Here is a 22,449-nt window from a genome sequence, read left to right as displayed (position 1 = left end):
CGCCAGCGACGCGGGAATTTTGCCGAAGAATTCCCGCTCAGCCGGCCACGGGCTCGGCGGCGAGGGCCGCACCGGACTCGCGCTCCGCGCTCCGATAGCCTCGCTCGTCCTTCACCACCTTGCCGTCCATCATCCGCACCACGCGAGGCATGCTCTCCGCGAAGTTCGGGTTGTGGGTGACGACCACGATGGTGGTGCCGTGCTCGCGGTTGATCTGAAAGAACAGATCGTGGATGGCGTCGCTCGTGGCGCTGTCGAGGTTGCCCGTCGGCTCGTCCGCCAGCACCAGCTTGGGTCCGAGGGCCAGGGCGCGGGCCACGGCCACGCGCTGCTGCTCACCACCGGAAAGCTCGCCGGGGCGGTGCGTCGCGCGATCCAAGAGCCCCACCTCCTCCAACAGGGAGCGGGCGCGCTTCTCCATCTCTTTGCGCGAACGCCCCTGGATGAGCCCGGGCAGCATGATGTTCTCGAGCGCGTTGAACTCCGGCAGCAGGTGGTGGAACTGGAACACGAAGCCGATCTCGCGGTTGCGCACGGCGGCCAGGCGCGAGTGGCTCATGGTGGTGAGCTCTTCTCCCGCCAGGCGGATGCGCCCGCTGGTGGGCAGATCCAACGTGCCAATGCAGTGCAGCAGCGTGCTCTTGCCGGCGCCGGAGGGCCCCACGATGCTCAAGATTTGCCCCGGGTAGATGTTCAAGTCGATGCCCTTGAGCACGTTCAGGGTGCGACCCATGTGCTGGAAGCTCTTGTGCAGACCTTCCACCAACACCAAGGGCTCTCTGTTTTGTTCGTCTGCCATGGGTCTCACTCGTAGCGGATGCCATCCACGGGGCGGAGCTTGCTCGCGGCGATGGCCGGATACACCGTCGCCAGCGTGGTTATTACCATCGCGCTGAAGGCGACCACGGTGTAGTCCACCGGGTCGACGGAAATGGGGAGGCGGTCCACGTAGTACACGTCGGGATCCAGCCGCACGCCGAACCACAAGAGACCAAGCACCGTGACCAAGCCGGTGACCACTCCGAAGATGGTCCCGATGGCGCCGATGATCACGCCCTCCATCATGAACACCCGGAGGATGGCGTGGTCGCTGGCCCCCACCGCCTTCATGATGGCGATCTCCTTGCTCTTCTCCGTCACCATCAAGAGCAGCGTGCAGATGATGCAGAAGCTGGCCACGGCGATGGCGATGCTGAGAATGATGAAGGTGGCGATCTTCTCCAGCTTCAAGGCGGAGAACAGGTTCTTGTTGGACTCCTTCCAATCTCGAACCTTCAAGTCTTGCCGGTCTTTCACCAACGCGACCACCCGCGGCGTGACCTCGTCCACCTGCTCGGGGCGGTCCACCTTGACCTCGATGCCGGTGATGTTGCTCTTGAGGTCGAGGAACTCCTGCGCTTTGTCGAGCTTCATGTACACGTGGCTGGAGTCGTACTCGTACATGCCGCTGTAGAAGATGGCGGCCACCCGGAAGCGCCGCGTACGCGGCATCACGCCCATGGGCCCCAGATCCCCCAAGGGCGACACCAGGGTGACCTCGTCCCCCACGTACAGGTGCAGCGTCTTGGCCAGCTCCCGGCCGATGATGATGCCGGGGTAGACGGGATCCGTGGCGTCCGCCACGTCAGGGTCCAGGTTCTTGCGGTTCCAGGGCCGGATGTCCGGCCCTTTCAGGTACTTCTCCCCACCGCGGCCCATGCCGATGACCTCGTCCGGCGGCAGGTGGGTGAGCTTCTCCGGCGAGAGCAGGTAGTCGAACTTGCCGACCTCGATGTTCTGCAGCAAGTCGATCACGGTGCCGATGGTCTCGGGATCCACGCCGCGAATGATGGTGCCGGCGTTGTTGGAGGAGCTCGACGCCATCGCCTCCCCGCTGGCAACCGGTGTCGCCGCGCGCACGCCCGGGACCAGCCGCACCTCGTCCAACAGCGGCTGCCAGTCGGAGAAGCCGCCGTGGCTCGCGGCTTCGATCTTCATGTGGGCGTTGTTGCCCAAGATCTTGCGTTTCAAGTCGGCGCCGAAGCCACCCATGATGCTGACCACGGCGCACAGCGCGAAGGCGCTCACCGCCACGCCGGCGATGGACAAGAAGGAGATGACCGTGAGGAAGCCGCTCTTGCCCGCCCGCACGTGGCGCACCGCCACGAATGGGATGAAGCCGCGGCGCTCGATGCGGTTCAGCGTCCAGGGCAGCGCCAAGGACATGAAGCCGATGATGAAGAACGTGCCCGACAGCGCGGCACCGACGCGCACCAGCTGATGCCACAGGATGAACGCGCTGCCGGTCGGCTCCGGCAGCCGCGACGCCCAAAACCCCAGGCTGGAAACGCCCAAGAAGGAAATCAGCGTTCCGCCCACGAGCAAGCTGCGGCGACCGCGGCGGCCCAGCCGCCGGAGCCCCCACACGACGGCCCAGATGACGATGACCGCGGCGAGCAGGATCAGACCCAGCCGGCCGGGCAGCCCGATGGCGGACCAAGCGCGAGCGATGGCGCTCACCGGCGCCTCGGCGTTGGGCTTCATTCGCTGCCCAGAGCCTCCGGGCGCAATAGCGGGAACGCGATCACGTCACGGATGCTCGCCTGACCCGCGAGCATCATCACCAGGCGATCCACGCCGAGGCCGAACCCCGCGGCCGGCGGCATGCCATGCTCCAGCGCGCGGATGTAGTCCTCGTCGTAGTCCATGGTCTCTTCCGCGCCGCGGCTCTTGCGCTCCACCTGATCGCGGAAGCGCGCCGCCTGATCGTCGGGATCGTTCAGCTCGCTGAAGGCGTTGCACAGCTCCCGTCCATCCACGAACAGCTCGAAGCGATCCGTGAGCATGGGGTCCGCGTCCTTCTTGCGCGCGAGGGGCGACACCTCGAAGGGATAGTCGATGATGAACACCGGCAGGCTCTTGTCCCCGGCGGCGTTCTTGTAGTCCGCCGTGAGGAACGGCTCCACCAGGTACTCGTAGGCCACGAACACGCGGTCTCCTTCGGTCTCGCACACCGAAAGCGCCCGCCGCAGGTTGTGCCAGTCCACCGCCCGCGCGCGCTCGCTCGCCTCGCGGTAGCCGGCCACCTTCTGATCCCCCGCGGCGCGCAGCGCCGCCGCATCCGCCGCCTCGGGATCCGGCAGCGCAATGCTCGAAAGCTCCGCCATCACGTCCGCCGAGAGCTGCGCGGTGGAAAGCCCGCGGTCGATGGCCTCGCGCATGGGGATGCGCACGAAGGGCTCGTCCAGGGTGAAGGCGCGCTCCGCCTTCCAGCGCGCAAACACCTCCCCGTGGCCGCGCTTGGTGAGGCGCCGCTCCAGGTAGCCGTCCACGTGGCGCAGCATGCGCTCGGTGTTGTCCATCAGCGTCTGGTAGGTGGCGTACGCCTGGTAGTACTCGAGCATCGTGAACTCGGGGTTGTGCCGAGTGCTGATGCCTTCGTTGCGGTAGCAGCGGCCGATCTCGTACACGCGCTCGTAGCCGCCCACCAACAGGCGCTTGAGGTACAGCTCCGGCGCGATGCGCAGGAACAGCTCCATGTCCAACGTGTTGTGGTGCGTCACGAAGGGCCGCGCCGCGGCGCCGCCAATCAAGGTGTGCAGCGTGGGCGTCTCCACCTCCAGGAAGCTCTCGCTGTCCAAGAAGTCGCGGATGCCCTGCACGATGATGCTGCGCGCCCGGAGCACCAGCGCCACGTCGGGATTGGCCACCAGGTCCACGTAGCGGCGCCGGTAGCGCTGGTCCGTGTCCGTGAGGCCGTGCCACTTGTCGGGCAGCGCCCGGAGGGCCTTGGTCAAGAGCCGGAGCTCCGTCACCTGCAGGCTGAGCTCGCCGGTCTTGGTGACCATCGGCACGCCCCGGGCCATCACGTGGTCCGCCACGTCGATGTCCTCCAGCGCGGCGAAGGCGTCCCCCATCACGTCCTTCTTGGCGAACACCTGGATCTCGCCGGAGTCGTCCCGCAGGCGCCAGAAGGAGGCCTTGCCGAAACCGCGGCGCGCCACCAGACGCCCAAACGCAGTGGCGGGCTGTCCGGCAGCAATGCCCTCGACCTTGGCTGGGTCGTAACGCATCTCCGCGGGATCGATCAGCGCCGGAGCGAAGCGCTCCCGGAGCTTGGCGATCTTGGTGCGCTCGGCCGCCGGGACTTGATTGCTGAACGGGTTTTGGCCTTGGGCGCGAACGTGCTCGGCCTTCTCCCGCCGCACCTGGATGAGGGCGCCTTCACCGCCGCCGGCCTCGGTGGCCGGCCCTGAACTGCCTTCGTTTCCGCGGGATTCGCTCATGGGGGCCGCGCCGGTCTAGCGCGGTGTGAAGGAGACGTCCACAGCAGGTATTTCGGCTCACGGCGGACGCCCCAGGGGGGATACTGTGGGACCGGGGATGATGGTCGATTCCGAGCTGTGGGATGGTCTGCCGGACGCGGTGCTCGTCCTCGACGGGGACACGGTCCAATCCTGCAATCTCGCCTGCGGCGCGCTCTTGGGCCAGAGCTCGGCAGCGATCGTCGGGCGAACGCTGAAGGAGCTGATGGCCCCCGGCGAGCCGGAGCGCATCGAGCTCTTGCAGGAGCGCCGGACCGCGGGCTGGCCGCTGCCCCAGACCTGCCGCGTGCGCTTCGTGCGCGCCGACGGCAGCGAGGTCGTGGCCGACATGCGGGTGAGCAACGTTGGAAATCGCAAGGTGCTGTGCGCCCGCGACATCACCGACGTGACCCGCGCGGAAGGTCTCATCGCGAAGCTCGCGGAGCTCGCGAGCGACAGTCAAATCTTGGCGGGGGCCGACGCCCTTCTGGGAGTGGCCGAGCCGGTGTTTCGGGCCTTGGGTTGGACCGTCGCGTTTACCGAGGTGTATGCCGACACGACAGAAACCGTCCGCGTGATCGGCAAGGATGGCGACCCCCTCGCCGACTATGGCAAGAGCCTCCTCGGTCGCCGGCTGCCCCTGGCGCGCACGCCCATCGTGGCCCAGGTCGCCCACAGCGGCAGCGCGCTGTTCCTCGACGATCTCCCGCGCCGCCCCGCCGCCCTGGCGGACGCCAAGGCGCTGGTGGCGAGCATGGAAGCCGCGCGCGTCGCCCGCAGCGCGTGGTGCCCGATCAAATCCGAAGGCCGCGTCACGCACATCCTGGGCGTCAGCAGCCCGGACTTGAGCGAGCACGACTTCGTCGCCATCCAGCTGTTCGCCGATCAGCTCGGCGCCGCCGAACGCCTGTGCGCGCTCCGGAACGAGCTGGTCCGCACCGAGCGCCTGGCCGCCGTGGGAGAAATGTCCGCCGTGCTCGCCCACGAGGTGCGCAACCCCGTGAGCGTGATGCTCAACGCCGTCACCACCCTGCGCCGCGTGGCCAAGGACGAAAACGCCGGCGCCCTGCTCGACATCTTGGCCGAAGAGATCGGCCGCCTGCGCCGCCTGGTGGACGACCTGCTCGACTTCGCGAACCCCTCCGCGCCCAGCCTGGAAGCCGTGCCGCTGCCGGATCTCGTCGCCGGCGCGCTGGAAGCCGCCAAGCACGATCCCGCCTTCGAGCAGCGCGCCCCCTCCGTTCACGTCGCCTTCCCGCCCGACCTCCCGCAAGTGGAAGTGGACACCCACCTCGCGCGCCGCGTGCTCGTGAACTTGCTCGTGAATGCCTTCCAGCACGTGACGCCCAAGGGCGCCGTCACCCTCGGCGCCGAGCCCGCCGACGCCACCGTGCGCCTCTCCATCCACAACGAAGGTCCGCGCATCGATCCCAAGCTCGCCCCCCGCATCTTCGAGCCCTTCGTCACCACGCTGCCCTCCGGCTCGGGACTCGGCCTCGCCATCGTGCGTCGCATCCTCGCGAGCCTCGGCGGATCCGTCGCCCTCGCCCCCGAAGCAACCACCGACAGCGCTGGCGACGGCGACGGCGCAAGCAGCGGCGCAAGCGGCGGCGCAAGCAGCGGCGCCACCTTCGTGGTCACCCTGCCCATCGCGAAGCCCCGCTCTTAGCATTTTCATGTCGCCTCGCCGCGGAACCTCGCGGAACGGCGACAAGTCGCTACGCGAGCGCTTCCTCGACGCTCTCGGCCGTCAGCAGCCGCTCCGCCCAGGTGTCCAGCTGCTCCACGCTCGCCGAGCGCAGCCGCTCCTCCGCCTCCGACGGCACCTCACCAAACTTCGCTCGAAGCAGGCGCAAGATGATCTTGGCCTCTCCCTTCGCTTCGCCTTCCTTGCGACCTTCTTCGCGAAGAATATCTGCACCAGTCATGAATGCCTCTTGTGTCTGTGGGCCAAGCGCCTTCAAGAACTCCTTCAAGTCGTCCGGCGGCAGCCCAGTGACTCCCAGAATATAGCTGACCAGCGCCGCCAAGGCAGCCACGCCGTTGGGCAGCGCCGCCACCCGTACCAGCACGTCGCTCCAGCGCCGGAGCTCCGCCAGCATGTCGCTCGCGCTCCGCGCGCGAGCCAGGCTCATCAGCGCCAGCTGCGCGAATTCCGACATCACTCGCGAGCGCAGCTCGTCGTCCCGCGCTCCGGAAACGTCGTCCAAGAGCAGCTCGAAAGACGGGATCTGACGCTGGACCTCCCGATACGTGTCCGCGTCCAGGTCGATGAGCGCCTCGAATGTCGTTGGCGCCGTCCATCCCGTGTCACTGTGGTGCACCACCATCGGCACGATGGCCGGCAGCCGCGTCGCTTCGGGATGCGAACAACTCTCGACCTCGCGCCTTCGCCAATTGCGCCTTTCTCCCGCCGAGAAAATGGGACGTACACATCCTATTTTCCGCGCACCTCACCCCCTTGCGCGGCGCCCCTTCCGCATCCGGAGTCCAGAACGTGCACATGGGCGCCTCGAGCCTGGGAGGTGTCGTGGCGCCTCCCGACTCACACTTTCGTTACGGAAACGCGAGCCCTCTTGGCCGCCACGAGCACACCAATGTCCTTCGGATCACTTGTGAGGATGGTGTCCCCATCCCGTGCCAGCACGACAACCAAAGCATCGACCACGTCATCGCTCTTCGTCTTCGCCAGCAGCTCGCCCGCCCGACGTGCTGCGGCGGCATCTGGTGCATGGATCTCCACGCCAGAAACCAGGCGAGCAAGCAGCGCTTGACGCCGCCCGTCGCGCCACACCTGCCCGACGACCGGTGAGCTCGTGATCACGTCCACGTTGAGCCTGCGCGCAGCCGCCAGATGCGCACGAACCGTGTTGTCGCCACGCTCGAACGCAACGAAGGCGCCCGCGTCGAGAATCAAACGGGTCACCGCCCGGTCCGTCGTCGGACGGAGCTCCGCTTCTTCGCCTTGCCCAGCTGGTCCTGCGCTCGCTCTATGAGCTCTTCCGAGACGGCCCCGAAACGATCATCGGCCTCCGAAAGTGCACTATCGAGCGCGGCCAGGCGGACTTCTCGCTCGATGGCCTGGGTGACGATGCTGGAGACGTTCGCACCCCGCGCCTTGGCGAGCGCGCGGAGCTCGCGGCCGAGCCGTTCCGGAACGGTGACGCTCAAGCGATCGACGGCCATGGCATGAGAGTATGGCATACTCGAGTATTACGCAAGGCGGGCATGAGGACCGCACCTCACCCCGCCCGTTGCGCGCCGCGCACCTCAGAGCTTCGCGAGCACTTCCGCGTGTTCCGGGAAGCGCAGCTCTTTGGCCTTGCTGAAGATCACGGTGCCGTCCACCACCACGTCGAACTGCCCGACTTTGCCGGCCACCAGCTCCGGCACTACGCCCGTCTTCTTCTCGATCTCCGCCGCGAGACTCGCAGCGCGCGGTCTGTAGTTTCAGGGCGTGCAGTAGAAGATCTGGATCGTCATGATGCTGCCTTGTGCGCCTTGTCGGCGTGCTGCAAGAGGTACGCTTCGATGAACGCGTCCAGGTCGCCGTCGAGCACCGCATTCACGTCCCCGGTTTCGTGCTCCGTGCGCAGATCCTTCACCAGCTGGTAGGGCTGCATCACGTAGCTCCGGATCTGGTTACCCCAGGCGATCTGCCCCTTGGCGGCCTCGTAGGCGGCCTTGTCCTCTTCGCGCTTGGCGAGCTCCATCTCGTACAGCCGCGCCTTGAGCATCTTGAGCGCCATGGCGCGGTTTTGATGCTGGCTGCGCTCTGCCCGGCACACCACCACGATACCGCTCGGCAAGTGCTTCATGCGCACGGCCGTCTCCACCTTGTTCACGTTTTGGCCGCCCTTGCCGCCGGCGCGCATGGTGGTCACGTCGAGGTCGGTGTCTTTCACCTCGATGTCGATCTCGTCCTCGATGTCCGGCGTCACTTCCACCGCGGCAAAGCTCGTCTGCCGCCGCGCATTCGCATCGAACGGGCTGATGCGCACCAGGCGGTGCACGCCCATCTCCGCCCGCAGGTAGCCGTAGGCATTGGGCCCGCTCACGGTAAAGGATGCGCCGTCCGTCCCGGCTTCGTCTCCGGGCTGGTAGTCGATCACGTCGGTCTTGTAGCCGCGGCGCTCACACCAACGCAGGTACATGCGCAGCAGCATCTCCGCCCAGTCCTTGGCGTCCGTCCCGCCGGTGCCCGGGTGAATGCTCACGATGGCGTCCGCGTGGTCCGCCTCGCCGCTCAGCATGCGGGCGAGCTCCGTGGAGCGCACGCGCTCCTCCAGCTCTGCCGCCTGCTTCTCGGCATCCGCGAGCACGCCCTCGTCGTTCTCCTCGGCGCCGAGCTCCAAGTACTCCGCGGCATCCGCCACGTCCTTGGTCAGCGACTCCACGCTGGAGAGCTTCTCCATCGCGGCCGCGCGGCGCCGCATGAGCACCTGCGCCTTGGCCTGATCGTTCCAGAAATTAGGGTCGCTCGAGACCTGATCGAGCTCTTCGACTTCCCGCTTCAGAGCCGGGACGTCAAAGAGACCCCCTTAGCGCATCGACACGCCTTTTGAGGTCCTCGAGAAGCGAACGGGTATCAGCCAACATGGTCGGCGCTCTTTACCAAGAAGTGGGCGCGCGTGCCAGACCCGTCACGCGCCCGCTCCGGAGCGCCCCCTCCGGAGCGCCCCTCCGGAGCGCCCCCCCAAGCGCCCCGGACCTCCCGCGTCATTCCGCCTCCCGCACGTGGGCGGAAAACCAGCCGTCCGTGTACACGTCCAGCACCGCCGCCGCATGGGCGGCCTTCACCGCCGCCAGGGCGCGTTCGTCCGGCGCCCGCGCCGGGTCGTCCCGCTCTACCAGCGCCTTTTGCCACTCGAACAGCGCCGAGAGCACCCGCTCGATGCGCCGCGCCTCGCTGTCCGCCCGCGCCATCCGCAGCCGCTCCACCCGCAGCTCCTCGTCGGCGAACACCAGTCGATCCAGCCGCCAGGTGAGCCGCGCTTCCAGCGCCGTGCTGGTCCCCCCGGCCTGGGTGTAGCGATACGGATCGTCCACCGTGGGCGCCAAGCGCAGCGACTCGTCGAAGCGCCGCTCTCCCCGCAGCCGGAGCTCCGGCAGCGCCGCGCTCGACCGCGACCGACTCGAAAGCGACGCCAGCCGCCGCGCCGCCCGCGCGCTCCCCGCCGCCCGCAGCGCCGCGCGCACCACTTTTCGCGCAAGCCCCGGACGCAGCACCAACGGCGCCCCCGCGCTCGTCCCACTCTCCCCCGCCGTGTCCGGCGCCGCATCCGCCCCCGATCCCGGAGACGGTGATGGCGGCTGCGACGGCGACGGCGATGGTGGCGGCGATGGCGACGGCGATGGCGGAACGGTCTCGGCGTCCCGCGTCTGTTTGCGCTGCGCCCGGCGCTTCCCGCCAGCGATCACCCCCGGAGACGCCACGCGCTCCAGCGGCACCGAAAGGCTCACGAGGCCACGCCACTGGCGCGTGCCCCAATACGTGGAGGTGACGCCTGCGCTCACGCTGAGCATCAAGCTCCCGCGCGAATCCGCCTCCCCCGGTGGTGACGCCCGCGCTACGGAGGCGAGCGTGAGCACGAAGATGAGTGTCGTTAGGGTCTTCTGTCCGGCGAGCATGGCCTGCCGGTCGGGGCCCACGTCCCTCCGGTTGCGTGGTTCGTGATCCTGTCGGTCCGCCGCGAAACCACGCGGCAAACCGGTACGGCGCGGACCCACGCGTTCACGCTTCGTACAGCATCATGCGGAGCAGCATGGCGAAGTCGTGCTCGTCCTCCAGCTCACAGGTGAACCGCCCGGGGTTCTCGCGATAAGGCGGAAGCACGAGCTCCAGCGGAAAGCCGGGCACTTCCACGCTTCTCGCATCGAAGTCCGGGTCAATGAGCCCGAACAGCGGCCCGAGGTACGGCGATCGCCGCTCCACGCTGACGGTCCACTCCTGGGGCCAGCGGCAGACCGCACCGAAATCCCACTTGAAGGTGACGGTCACGTGCTCCGTCACGAACGCGACCACCGGCATGGGCAGGCTTTCTTCCGGCGGGGGCGTCTTGACCATGTGCTGCCCGACGACTCGGACGTCCTCGATCTCGAACTTGCTTTGCAGCATCTGGACGCTCTCCACGAAGTCCCACCACGCCTTGCCGTACTGAAAGTGGTTGGGCGGTTGGTGGTCGGAGGCCCAGAGCGCGAACTGCGTCGGCGTGTACGCCTTACGCTCCTTCGGCTTGGCGCCAAGGTTTTGCAGGAACTCGTCCGCGTCCATCGGCTCGTCGTCTTCCCACTCCCAGAACGTCTCCTCCACGACTTCTTCGATGCGCAGGCCCTGGTGTGGTTCGAGCCCCGCGAGCGGGACCACGATGGCCGGGGCTCCCTCGACCAGCGCCGGCACCTCTTCGCCATCACCCGGCGCATCGATCTCCACACGTCCCCCTGCGATGCGGCCCCTATATGAGCTCATGTCATCCACGTACCACCGAAGGCACCGATCGGAACCTGGCGCAGGCGACAGGCGGGGAGCGGCTCACGCGATGGTCACGTCATTGCTTGTCGCCGCATCCGGGAGATTCAACGCTGCCGCAAGTGAAGACGCCCGCCATCCCACTGCCCCGCCACTGGTCCGACAACGTGCAGCGTGGCTGGCTCTGCGCCATCGCGCTTGCCCATCGCGGGATGACCTTCGTCCGCGCTTGGGCCGAGAACAGCCCGCTGCCGCGCGTCCGCCTCGCCGGGGAGCTCGCCGTCGCAAGGATGCAGCTCGCCCTCGCCGAGCGGGAAAACCGTCTCCTCCGCGCCCGCTTCGAGCGGGTTCCGCCCGCCAACCGGCCGCACTTCGCGCCGGCTGAGCGCCTCGAAATCCTGGCCATCAAGTCCGAGACCGGCTGGTCCGCTGCCGAGCTCGCGCGCAGGTTCCTTGTCACGCCACTGACCATCGCTCGCTGGTTGCACCGTCTGGACGATGGCGGGCCAAGCGCACTGCTCACTATGCAAGCACCCGTGAATCGTTTTCCGGACTTCGTCGCCCAGGTCGTGCAACAACTCAGGGCCTCTTGCCCCACCATGGGCAAGAAACGCATCGCTCAGCTCCTCGCTCGGTGCGGCCTTCACCTCGCGGGTAGCACCGTGCAGCGCATGCTCAGGGATAGGCCGAAGCCCAAACCCAGGCCTTCCGCGCCGGTATCGGCGGACAAGCTCCGGCCTTCGGGAAGAACCGTCGTGGCGCGCTACCCCAATCATGTCTGGGGCATCGATCACTCGACCGTTCCGACCGGCATTGGCTTCTGGGTCCCGTGGTTCCCGAGCGCGATGATCCCCGTCTGGCCCTTCTGCTTCTGGCTCACCGTGGTCTTGGACCACTACTCCCGCCGCGTGCTCGCCATCGGCGTCTTCATCAAAGAGCCCACCGCGGAGCAAACGTGCCGCCTCCTCGACAGGGCCTGCCGCCGCGCCGGGGCAGCGCCCAGGTACACCATCACGGACCATGGCACGCAGTTCCAGGGTGTCTACGGCGCTTGGTGCCAGCGTCACGGCGTCACGCCCCGCTACGGGGCCATCGGCAAGTACGGATCCATCGCTCGCGTCGAACGCTTCTGGCGATCGCTCAAGGACGAGGCCTTCGGACCGCGGCGGCGACTCGTTCCGCTGTCGCTTCGCGCCATCGTCGTGCTCTCTGGCCACTACGTTACTTGGTACAACGAGATGCGGCCCCACCAGGGGCTGGCGGGCCGCACGCCGCACGAAGTCTTCTACGGCAAGCGTCCCGCCCACCAACGACCACGAATCGAACCACGCGCGCGCTACCCTGACGCTGCGCCCTGTGCGAGTCCGCAGGCGCCCGTTCGGGGACGGCGTGGCGGAGCCTTTCGAGTGGTCGTGAGCCATCCGCCCGGCCTCCCTCATCTCCCCCTCGTCTCGCTGCGCAACGCGGCGTGAGCGGAGTGCACTCCGGCACCGCAGCGCCGAGGCGCACGTGCGCCCCCCGGTCCCCGGGCTGGCAATCCGTACAGCATCGACGTGTGCTCGTCCGCGTTGGAAGTCGCCCAATTGCCGCGGGAACATCTCGGTGGACCAGTTCAGCGGGACCCTCCCACCGCTGTGGCCTTGGGATAGCGCGGCCCGACGCGCTCTGCGTCGTGAGCGCGGATGTGCGCGGCCGCCGCTCTGGGCCGCCGGCTGTGTAATGTTTGCGTTGGGCCAGCCGGCGCCGGGGCGTCCGTGATCGGGTCTGTCTCCAACTCGTCGGCGATCACCGTCGCGTTCTGGCGCGCGCCGCAGGCCAACGAAACATTACTCAGGCCTATCGCCAGTGCGCGCTCTCCCGCTGGGCAGCGGCCCGGGTTGGGGCGGACTAAGACAACCACTTCAGGAGTCTTGCGCGAGAGCCTCTTTCAGCTCCGTGACCAGCGCCGCAGCTCTACCCTCCCCGTGTTCTGCCGCTCGCTCAAGATGGTTGAGCGCGTCCTGCTCTCGCCCCGCAAACTGCGAAAGAAACCGGCCATACAGGTAAAGCGTGTGCGGATCGTCGGCACGCAGCAGGAGTGCTCGTCGAAAGAGCTTCTCAGCCTCGTCGTCCTGGTCGAGCACGGACAGCAACGTTGCATACTTCCTGAGAGCAGAAACCTCATCCGGATCTACCCGTAGTGCTTGTTCAAAAAGGGAACGAGCCTCGTCGATACGGTTCTGCCCTGCCAAGAAGTCGGCAAACAAGCTCAATGCCAGCCCGCTTTCGCCGCAATCCTCACAGATCCTGCGGTAGCTGGCCTCAGCAGTTTCAAGTTCCCCCCTGGACTCCAGAACAAAGGTGGCACCGAGTCTCGAACCGAGGCGGTCGGGCTCCAGAGCCAAAGCGGCGTCAAAGCACTTGGACGCTTCTTCGGTCACGCCATCCCGATACAGCTCAAGTCCGAGACTCTCCCAGGATGCCACATGATTTGGATGCGTGCGCACAAGGTCTCGAAGCATGCTTAGACCCACTTCTCTGCGACCAGACTCAATCATAGCCATCGCTGCGTCGTGTCTTTCCCCAGCATCCCGTCGGTCACTTGTCATCGCTTGCGTCTTTGCTCGAACCATCGCCACCCGCATCCTTTCGCGCACCAGCATCGTGTGGCGTGTCATGTCCTGAGTGCTCGCGCGCCCAGTTGGTGCGCTCATTCTGCTCCGTCTTATCAGTATGCTCAATGAACTTCGGCTTCTTTTCTTGAGCCTTCTTGATGCTGTCAACTCTCTCACTGGGCGTGCCACGCTCGAACGGCCGGGGTCGGATCTTGGGAGCTGCATTGGGGTCGGGCAGCTCATCTTCTTCGTTCTCCAGCGGATCGTGCCGATGGGTGCCACCGTCGCGTTTCGCGCCTTCCGGCCGACTCTTCGTTGCCGTCTTGGACGCTTTTAGCTTCGCCTCAAGACCCCGATTCTTCGCCCTCTGCGCCGCGAGTTTCTGCTTCGTTGCGTTGATCTGCCGTTTCAATTCGGCGATTCGCCGCTTCTCTTCTGCGGCCCGAGCCTCGGCGGCCTTGATCTTGTCCCCATACAGGTGCTCGCCGGCGGCGTTGCCCAGTTCGAACCCGAGCACCCCGGCACCGACCACTAGTTCTGCGAGCGGATTGCCCGAAGCCGCTGCCTCGGCGAGAATGGCCCTCCGTGTGGCTTGGGATGCCAGCCACCAACTTGCTGGCTCCAATCCAAGCGGATCGACTGCTGCTAGTACGCGCGCGTTCACGTACGCATACACGTTCAGGTCCGCCCCGAACGCATGCACGGCGAGTGGATCGGGCGAAATCCACCGATTCAAATACGGCGACAGATACCGCTTTCCGAAGTACGTGAGGCCGACGTCGATGTCCTCTTCCTTCCCGGTGAAGCCGTAGTCTTCGCGGAAGAAGTCCCAGCGGTCGGGCCGATAGTCGCTCTCGCGCGAGCCGTACGCTTGGTACGTGCTTCGCTCGACGAGCTCTCCTGTCGCTTGGTCGAGCACCATGTTCGTCGAGCCCAGGTGGTCGCCCAGCTCGAACAAGACGTGTGTTTCGGCCCCGCCGATTTCCGGATTTGAGTCGTGATAGTGGACGCGGGCGAGACGCACGCCGTTCACGACGAGGTACGGCACCTCCGTCCATTTCGTGCGGTCGTAGGTGGCGTGCGGCGGGTCGCCCACCTGGATCCAGGCCGCCTTCTTCAGCTCCAGCGTGTCGAACACGTACGCCCAGATGCGTGCGCCCCCGGCGGACCACATCTTGAGCACCCGGTCGTCGTTCGCGTTGTACGTGTACGTGTACTCGCTCTGGAATGCGCCCGTGGGCAGCGGGTCCGAAGGCGCGCCCAAGTTCGCTTGCGTCACGTCGTAGCGGCGCGCCTTTTGGAGCCGGCCCACTTCGTCCCACTGGTAGTAGAAGATGTGGTTGCACGGGCCGTAGCCCAGACAGGTGCCGTTGCGCTCCACGTGCATGCGCACCAGGTTGCCCATCTCGTCGTACGCGGTTTGCACTGCGCCTTCGCGCGTGCCTTGGCCGGTCTTGTTGCTGGCCGAATCGAGCTGGTATGGCTTCGCAGTGGAGTTCGTGATCGGACCCAGCGAGCGATCGTAGAAGCCGTGCTGGTCGTCTTGCGTCTCGGAGGTATTGCCCTTCCAGTCGTAGTCAAACGTCTGCCAGCCGACTCGAGTGTCGTACTGGATCTGTTGCATCGGCCGCATGTGCCGCGGGTCCGTCGGCGCGCCGCCATTCGCGATCTCCGCGTCGAAGGGCGACTTCCACGTATTGCTGCCGTTGTACGTGTAGTCGATCCGCTTGAGGCGATAGAAGTCGTCGTACTCCATCGCGCGGTCTACGGGCTTCGCGTCGTCCGGCCAATCGCTCGCGGTGCGGTTGTCCGCTATGCTGAGCGGGTTGCCGACAGCGTCGTACGTGAAGCTGTCGTCCTGTAGCAGCATCTGGAACGTCGGCAGCGCCGTGCCTTGGGCGGGCGGGGGCTGATAGTTACCGGGCGGCGAGCTCCAGAGCTCCGGAATGGAGCGGGTGGTCACCTGCGTGCTCAGCCGTCGGCGGTCGTCATAGGTGTTGGTCGTAGCGGTGTCGGCTGCATCGCCATACTGGACCTTCATCAACAGGCCGTCGGCGTCCCGCTCTACCTTCTCCACCAACGTGTCGTAACTTCCCCCGGCGCTCGCCACGGTACCGCGATGCGAGTACTGCGTCGTGATCCGACTCTGACCATCCGCCGCCCCCATGAGCTCGGTGATGGCCGCGCCGGTCGTCGTCTCCACCTCGCGGTCGGCGCCGTCGTAGGCGAACGTCTTTTCGTACCATTCCGGCTGGTAGCGATTGCCGATCCAGCTCGCGAAGCTCCCGGGATTCGATAGTCGGATCTCGTGGTGCGTCACCCGCCCGCGGCCGTCATACTTGGATACGGAGATCTCGCCACGGTCGAACACCGTCACCAATCGACCCATCAGCCAATTGGTGTTGTACGGCGTGCCAAAGAAGCCCGCGGGCGCGTCGTTCGTGACGAGATTCGGCGGCGCGTCGTAGACGTACAGCACCTCCGCACCGCTGGTACCGTTCGCGTTCGGTGCGCCGTAGGCGAGGTGGTACGGATACGCCCTGCACGGCGAGTAGTCCTCCCACTTCAGCCGGCCCACCCCGTCGTACGCAAAGTTCTCACCGCAGCCGCGGGCGTCGCTGGTGCCCACCAGATCGCCCGAGTCGTTGTACACGTAGTGCCAGGTCTTCAGCGTCCCCGGCACGGGGTTCACGGTCTCGTTGTCCGTGAAGCCGGTGCTCGTGTTCGGCTCCACGTTGAGCACCATCCGGCCCAGCGAGTCGTAGCGCATCCAGCGCTTCACGGTCTCCGTGGTGTTGTCCGCTGACCGCGTGATCGTCCACGGCTCACCCGTCGGCAGGTACTTCGTGGTCGTCGTGCGCTTGTAGACGTTGCCGCTACCACCGGGGTCGAGGAAGCGCTCGTCGGTGCGCGCCGTGCGGCCATGCCCGTCCTTGGTCTCCGACGCGTAGGTGCCGTAGTGGCCGCCCAAGTCCTCGGCGTCCCACATGTCCGTGGAGAGCGCGTGGTACACGTTCCACAGCGTGACGGTGCCATCCAGATCCGTCGTCACCTTGCCGCGCCCGAAGGCGTCGTACGTCTGCTCACCACAGTTCGAGCTGGGCGCCGCTCCGAACGGGAACGCCTGCGGCGTCCCGGTCCAGAACTTGTCCAGGCACTTGCGTTGCACGGCGCCCTTCGCGTCGAAGGACACCTGCCCGCTCACGACCCAGTCGCCGCCGTCCCCCGCGCTCACGTCCGCTTCGGACAGCGTCACGAGCGTGCGCCCCATGCCATCCACGAAGCTCCAACTCTCGATAAACGAATCGTCGCTCGGCGACGGCCCGTCTTGCGTGCGCGTGTGGATGATCGAGTGATACGCCGGCGCCTGAGGCGTCCCCAGATCCGGTGGCAGCAGGTACTCCACCTGCACGCTGGGCATGAGCGACGCGCCCACGGCGTCAGGGTCGGGTGCGTAGGTCGCCGCCAGACGTCCGAAGGCGTCGTACTCGATCAGCGTCGGCTGAGCTTGCATGTTGGTGACCTTCGTCACCAACCCGAGCCCACGATCGTAGAGATCTGCGGTTGTCGTGAGTGGAGAAACTCCGCACCCTCCGCGATACGCTTCCTCCGTGACGGGTAACATCCCGTACGTCGTGTCGTAGCCCATGCCGCGACAGCGCCCGTCCGGTCCCGACTCTTGCGTCAGATTGCCGAAGTCGTCGTAGCTGCTGGAGGACGTGATCGTCCCGTCTTGCGAAGCATCCGCCGGCGTGGCCGCTACCGCGGCGCCCGCAGTCTCGTGAAATCGGTCCAGTGCTAATGTGTGGTGCAGATGCGCCGTGGTGGTCGTCGGCACGCCACGCGCGTTGTACGTGACGTCCGTCTCCTTCAGCTTCCCTTGGAAGTTCTTGTACGTCTGCCCTTCCACGTTGGAGCTCACCGTGCGCCACAGCCACCCGGTCGGATCCTGAGTCGGCCTTCCCGGCGTGGTGGTGGTGACGATGGTCTCATCCGTGCTCGAGCAACCCTGCACGCAGCCGAACGCCGTCGCCGTCCGCTGGTTGCCGTATATGTCCACGGTGGACGCCGACTGGATCACGGCAAGGTTGTTCGACCGCGCCGTGACGTTGACCATCACCTCGAGGCCCGCCACCGTGGCCGTCGATCCATCCACGTGCGGATCCAGCTCCACTTGTACCAGCGGCAACGGGAACGTCTGGTCTGCGGGCACGAAGTTGTCCGTGTCGTACAGGACGGACGTCTTCGTTTCCTCGAAGGCGTGCCGCACATCGCGCCCGTCCAGCCCCTTGTACACGCGGCGCAGTCGATATGCGGTGAGCTCCGTGGAAAGGTACCTCCCCGTCGCGTCCCGCTTCTCCGTGATGACCGGAAGCCCCTTCAACGCCTCCCGCGGGTTGTCGCGCCAGCGCTGGTCCACCGCGCAGGCGTCGATGCCGTCGCCCGCGTCTTCGTCCACGCACTCCCCGAGCAGGAACGTGCTGTCCGTGATGTCCGTGGGGCTGTTGGCGTCCCCCAGCCGCGTGGCGCTCGCGTGCTTGAAGCCGCGGAACTCCCGCTGCCGCCCCTCGAACACCGGATCGGCGTAGCTGTACTCGGTGACGTACACGCCCGGCCCCACGCCCGCCACGCTGTGGTTGTCCGTCTCGGTCACGCGTTTCACCACGTGCACCACCGTGGGCATGCGCGATTCCCAGGGCGTGCCGGCGGTGTCCGCCGCCAGCATCTCCTGGGTGCTGGTGGAGTATTCCAGGAACGTGCTCTTGCCGAGGCCGTTGTCCACCCGCGTCAGCACGCTGGGCCGCTCGCCCCCGGCGAGATCCATGTACTGGTACTTGTTCGCGTTGCCCCACAAGATGTCGCGCGTGCCGCTGCCGTTGATGTCGGCCAGCCGCACCCGGTTCGCGTAAGAAGGGCTCGCCGGCGTACCGGTAATGATGTGGCGCTTGGTCCAGCTCGTTCCCGCCACGTTGAGCCACACGTCCACGTCGGAAAAACGGATCTGCACCAAGTCCGTGAGGCCATCGCCGTTCACGTCGTCGAGCCGCAGGGAGTCCCCGGACACGTCGCTGTACTGCGGGCTCGCGTCCATCAGCACGTGGCGGTTCGAGCCAAAGCCACCCGCCGGGCAGTCGTCCCGCTTGCCGGTGCCCCAAAAGCCGTTGCCGCGGCCCGGCCAGTAGCGGATGTCGCCCTTGCGCACCCGCACGATGTCCGTGATGCCGTCGCCGTTCATGTCGGCGAGCTTCACGTCCGGGTCGCTGAAGCGCACCGGTGTGGCGCTCCACGGCACGCAGGTGCGCACCGGCTCGTTGGAGATGCTCGCGGTGGTGGCCCCCGTCCAGTACGCCTGGCCAAACTGCCCGTCGCCCCCCGGGTAGCGCCCCAGGGAAAAGAACGTCTGCACCTCGGTGCCGGTGGTGACCACGACGTCCACCAGGCCGTCGAAGTTCACGTCCATCACCTGCGTGTCCAGCGTGTCCTTGCCCCAATCGATCTTCGGGCTCTGGCCGCTGGCCGTATCGATGCTGCGACCCTTCCACCACCACTTCGCGCCATCGAACACCGGCTCGTACACCGCGTAGGTCTTCACCTTCGGCATGTGCAGGAGGTTGATGGTCGCGTCGCCGTCCAGGTCCAGCGGCGCCACGTTCAGGTTGCCCAGGGTAATGGTGCTGGCCCCCGCGCCCAGCACGCCCTGGATGCCCATGTTCTGCACGGCGCCAAAGCGATCCGCCGTGCCGCCGTCGCCGTTGAAGAACACGCCGTGGCCCGCGCCGTACAAACCAGCTGCTGTCACAAGAACATCTGGAAGGCCGTCGCTGTTCACGTCGAACAGATCGGTCTGCGCCTCGTCCACGGAGTGCGGTGGGCTCTGGTTGATGGTCTTGATGCGCTCGTCGAAGCCGTCAAACCCCGGCAAGTCCGCCACGCCGGCGCCACCACTGGTGGTGTACGGCGTCACGTGCCCGTACTCGAAGGTCATCGCCGGCAGCCGCGGGCAGCTCGTCGCAGCGGGCAGGAGCTCGTTGCTCTCCGCCGGCGCCGCCGCTTCCGCCCCCGAGCAGCGCCCCTCCACCTGCACGCTCGTCAAGAGCGAGAGGTGCGACAGTGGATCATAGCTCAGGTGGTAGCGCCGCACCTGCCGCCGCGCGCCCGTCGCCTCCCACGTGGCGCTCGCAACGTCCACGCGCACGAGCCGCAGCGCCTGCTCCATGCGCCACCCACTGCGGTAGCTCACGGTGCTGTCCGCGCGCTGCTCGTACACCAGGTGCGTGTGGTGCGCGTAGCTCGAGAGCGACGCCGTCGTCGTATTCGTGATCGGCGGCGTATCGTAGATGTCCGAGATGTACGCGGTGTTGCCGTCGCTGAAGTAGCGATACACCACCACGTTGTTCGGCGTCGCCCAGCCGCTGCTCGGATTCGCGGTGCCCCAGGTGTCGTACTGCCGCACCAGGGACCAACGGAAAATCTCCTCGGGCTTGTCCGGATTCGTCTCCAGCGCCCCCATGTAGTTCGAGCCATCCCACGGAACCCCGAGCTCCATGGTCACGCCGCTCTTGTCCTGCACCCGCCACGTCTGGTGATTCGAGCTCCAAAAGAAGCGCAGGAAGGATCCCTCCACCCGCGGCCTGAAGTACTGCCAGCCCTTGGCCCACACCGGCATCACCTCGGGCGCGATGCCATCGTCAATGGCGCCATCGCACACGCCGTTGCCATCCACCACGCAGATGGGCACCAGCTCCTGCCCACCGTTGAACACGAAGTGGTCTTGCTCGGGATCCCACCCCGCTGTGTCGCCGTAGTGCGGCACACCGCGATCCGTCTGCCGCGAGATGAACGGCACACCGATCTGCCAACCCATGCCCGCCAGCCCCGAGCCCCCGCTGGAGCTGTAGGAAAGCCCCAAGCTCGGCTGCGCTCCACCGCGCGCCGCCGGCAAGCTCAGCGGCACACTGAAGGTGGCAATGCCCGTGGAGAGCTGCGCAGAAAAGCTCTCCTCCATCCCTTTGATGGTGCCCGCCCCTTTGGGCACGCTAATCGTCTTGCTGGTGACTCCGCTCTTGTCCGCTCCTGTAGGTAGGGATGTTGGCTCGGCGCGGGAACCGCCCGGTGCGCTGGCGGCAACCTTGGCGGCCTCTTCGTCGACCTTGGCCGTCGCGTTCGCGCCTGCGGCCTTGCCCGCCTGGGCAGGCGACGCACTCTCCGGCGCGTCGGCCGTGTCCACGTCGTCGTCCGCCTCATCCGCCGGCAGCACCGCGTCCACCGGCGCCTGCGTCGCGGTGTCGTCCGCACCTTGAGCGCCACCGGCGGTGTCCTGCGCGCGCGCATCCGGAGATGCCAGCGCCACGCCAACGGCAATGATTCCAGTTCCGAGTACGACGCGGCGAATCATTGGCCTGTCCCTCCGTCGAATGCGGGCAAACGCACCACCGGAACCGGGATCAGCTCGCTGACCACGTCCCAGTAGCTTTGGCTCGGCACGAGGCTGCTGCCCCGATCCACCCACGCCGCGGCGATCTCGCCTCCCGGACCCAGCGGCGTAGCGGCCAGCGCGGGATTCCGCTGATCCTTGAGCTGATGATCCGAGCTCCGCGGCAGCGGGATCTCCGGCGTGGAGAGATCGAGCGTCACCGTCGCGCCGGAGCTGCTCCAGGTGATCTCCTTGAGCCACAGCTCCTCCCCCGTGGCGCTCGTGCTCGAGAGGCGCTCCGAGCGCCAGCTCACGAACACGCGATCTCCCGCGCGCACCAGCGCGGGGTGCGTCTGCGTCAGCGTGGCGTCGCTGTCGTAGGGCGCCACCATCGGCGTGATGTCAAAGGGCGTCGCCCACCCGGGAGCACCCATGTCCAACACCGCACCGCTCAGACGCGTCGTCGTCAGGCTGTCGTGCGTGAACACCACCAAGAGATGCGTCGCGTCGATCTCCGCGATGCCCGGCGCGTCTTCCACGCCGCCGCTGATGCCCACGGGCACCGTCCAGCTGGTGCTCCCCGCCTTGGCCCCCAGGCTCTCGTTGCCACCGCCGCCCATGCGCCACACCGCGGCCCAGCTCCCAGCAAAGGGCGCCAGCGCCACGCGGGACTCGTTCTCCTTGGTGGCGGCGAGCTTCACCTCACCGCCCTGCGGAACGCCCGTCGCGCTCAACTTCCGCATCACGATGTCGTTGAAGTACCCGTTGGTGAGCTGGGAGTTGTCCACCCACGCCGCCCACAGCTCGCTCCCCGTCCAGATCAGATCGGGATCCTTCTGACTCTGCGTCGTCGTGGTGTTCAGGCGCACGCTCGCGCTCGCCTGCCCGGTCGCGAGATCCACCGTGCGCAACACCACGCCCCGCGCACTGCCATCCACCCCCAGGTCGGACCACGCCACCGCGAGCTTCCCATTCGGCAGCGCGGCCACGACCGGCGCCGCGTTCGCGTCGGTTGTCGCTTCATCCAGTAACACCACGGGGCCGGGCACTCCCTGGGCGTCGAACAAGCTCACCCCGACCTTGGCTGGCTCCGGCGTGGTCACGAACGCAACGCCGTACCCCTGCGCCCCCGCCCCAACGGGATGTCGCCCACTCCCCAGGGAACGGTACACCTTGCTCGTCGGTCCGCCATCCCACGAAGGATCCGGTGGCACCGCGAGCACGTCGGTCACGCGGCAGTCGAGAGAGCACGAATCCGCCGGCAAGCTCCCAGTGCCGTCGTCACACTCCTCGGTGATGGGATCGCGAATGCCATCGCCACAAAATTGGGACACCGGCGCGTCCACGGCTGCGTCCATGCCCGCCTCCGCGTCCGCCGACGCGTCCACGCTCGCGTCCACATCCACGTCCGCCCCCGCATCCACGGCTGCGTCACTGTCCGGGGCTGCGTCTGCGGCTGCATCACCGCCCGTCCCAGTTCCGGCTGCGGCTGCGGCTCCACCACTGCCGGCACTGCCACCGGCTCCACTCATTCCGGCCGCGCCCGCGGCGCCACCGCTCGCCGTCCGGGTCGCGTCGCTATTCTTCGATCCGCACCCCACCGCGATCACGCCCCACGCCGTAGCCAAAGCTACGGCGCGGAGCGCGCGAGGCAACCGTCCGTCGCTGGGTCGACTCATGGCTACGCCT

General features: G+C 67.0%; 15 protein-coding genes. 2 read left to right on the top strand and 13 right to left on the bottom strand.

Annotation, left to right across the window (positions count from 1 at the left end):
• Nucleotides 1-37: 37 nt before the first annotated feature.
• Genes H6717_02315 through H6717_02305 form a run of 3 tightly spaced genes read right to left on the bottom strand, consistent with a single transcriptional unit; the run spans nt 38 to nt 4,265 of the window.
• Nucleotides 38-799, bottom strand: a complete 762-nt coding sequence (locus H6717_02315) for an ABC transporter ATP-binding protein (GenBank protein ID MCB9575849.1) — start codon at nt 797-799, stop codon at nt 38-40.
• Nucleotides 800-804: 5 nt separating this feature from the next.
• Nucleotides 805-2,523: an ABC transporter permease gene (locus H6717_02310; protein MCB9575848.1), complete on the bottom strand. Its 1,719-nt coding sequence runs from the start codon at nt 2,521-2,523 to the stop codon at nt 805-807.
• Nucleotides 2,520-4,265 carry a lysine--tRNA ligase gene (locus H6717_02305; GenBank protein ID MCB9575847.1) on the bottom strand — a complete coding sequence of 582 codons (1,746 nt, stop codon included), beginning with the start codon at nt 4,263-4,265 and terminating at the stop codon, nt 2,520-2,522. The genes H6717_02310 and H6717_02305 overlap by 4 nt, the downstream gene beginning before the upstream one ends.
• Nucleotides 4,266-4,362: 97 nt before the next feature.
• On the opposite strand from H6717_02305, the gene H6717_02300 reads away from it, so the two are divergent.
• Complete coding sequence (locus H6717_02300) at nt 4,363-5,952, top strand: PAS domain S-box protein (GenBank protein ID MCB9575846.1); 1,590 nt, start codon at nt 4,363-4,365, stop codon at nt 5,950-5,952.
• A gap of 49 nt (nt 5,953-6,001) precedes the next feature.
• On the opposite strand, the gene H6717_02295 is transcribed toward H6717_02300, so the two are convergent.
• The 7 genes from H6717_02295 to H6717_02265 form a co-directional block, all read right to left on the bottom strand.
• Entirely contained in the window at nt 6,002-6,619 is a 618-nt protein-coding gene (locus H6717_02295; protein MCB9575845.1) for a DUF4351 domain-containing protein, read from the bottom strand.
• Between the two features lie 209 nt (nt 6,620-6,828).
• Complete coding sequence (locus H6717_02290) at nt 6,829-7,209, bottom strand: PIN domain-containing protein (GenBank protein ID MCB9575844.1); 381 nt, start codon at nt 7,207-7,209, stop codon at nt 6,829-6,831.
• Complete coding sequence (locus tag H6717_02285; protein ID MCB9575843.1) at nt 7,206-7,469, bottom strand: ribbon-helix-helix protein, CopG family; 264 nt, start codon at nt 7,467-7,469, stop codon at nt 7,206-7,208. The genes H6717_02290 and H6717_02285 overlap by 4 nt, the downstream gene beginning before the upstream one ends.
• Before the next feature lie 84 nt (nt 7,470-7,553).
• On the bottom strand, nt 7,554-7,697 hold the full coding sequence (locus H6717_02280; GenBank protein ID MCB9575842.1) for a hypothetical protein: 144 nt from the start codon (nt 7,695-7,697) through the stop codon (nt 7,554-7,556).
• A gap of 65 nt (nt 7,698-7,762) precedes the next feature.
• Nucleotides 7,763-8,882, bottom strand: a protein-coding gene (gene prfB / locus H6717_02275) for a peptide chain release factor 2 (GenBank protein ID MCB9575841.1) whose coding sequence is annotated in 2 segments (ribosomal slippage) — nt 7,763-8,812 and nt 8,814-8,882 — 1,119 coding nt in all. Because the reading frame shifts where the segments join, the coding sequence is not laid out codon by codon here.
• Between the two features lie 120 nt (nt 8,883-9,002).
• Nucleotides 9,003-9,935 (bottom strand): hypothetical protein, encoded by a 933-nt coding sequence (locus H6717_02270; protein ID MCB9575840.1) that lies wholly within the window; start codon nt 9,933-9,935, stop codon nt 9,003-9,005.
• Between the two features lie 82 nt (nt 9,936-10,017).
• Nucleotides 10,018-10,752 (bottom strand): hypothetical protein, encoded by a 735-nt coding sequence (locus H6717_02265; GenBank protein MCB9575839.1) that lies wholly within the window; start codon nt 10,750-10,752, stop codon nt 10,018-10,020.
• 122 nt (nt 10,753-10,874) lie between these two features.
• On the opposite strand from H6717_02265, the gene H6717_02260 reads away from it, so the two are divergent.
• Nucleotides 10,875-12,224 (top strand): DDE-type integrase/transposase/recombinase, encoded by a 1,350-nt coding sequence (locus tag H6717_02260; protein ID MCB9575838.1) that lies wholly within the window; start codon nt 10,875-10,877, stop codon nt 12,222-12,224.
• Nucleotides 12,225-12,653: 429 nt separating this feature from the next.
• On the opposite strand, the gene H6717_02255 is transcribed toward H6717_02260, so the two are convergent.
• From H6717_02255 to H6717_02245, 3 genes are all read right to left on the bottom strand, one after another.
• Complete coding sequence (locus H6717_02255; GenBank protein MCB9575837.1) at nt 12,654-13,172, bottom strand: tetratricopeptide repeat protein; 519 nt, start codon at nt 13,170-13,172, stop codon at nt 12,654-12,656.
• 157 nt (nt 13,173-13,329) lie between these two features.
• Entirely contained in the window at nt 13,330-20,742 is a 7,413-nt protein-coding gene (locus tag H6717_02250) for a VCBS repeat-containing protein (protein ID MCB9575836.1), read from the bottom strand.
• Entirely contained in the window at nt 20,739-22,439 is a 1,701-nt protein-coding gene (locus H6717_02245; GenBank protein MCB9575835.1) for a hypothetical protein, read from the bottom strand. The genes H6717_02250 and H6717_02245 overlap by 4 nt, the downstream gene beginning before the upstream one ends.
• Between the last annotated feature and the right edge of the window lie 10 nt (nt 22,440-22,449).

It is taken from the genome of Polyangiaceae bacterium, from assembly GCA_020633235.1.
GTDB lineage: Bacteria > Myxococcota_A > Polyangia > Polyangiales > Polyangiaceae > JACKEA01.
The sequence above is the reverse complement of the archived record's forward strand: the minus strand, read 5'-3'. Positions and strand labels throughout refer to the sequence as shown.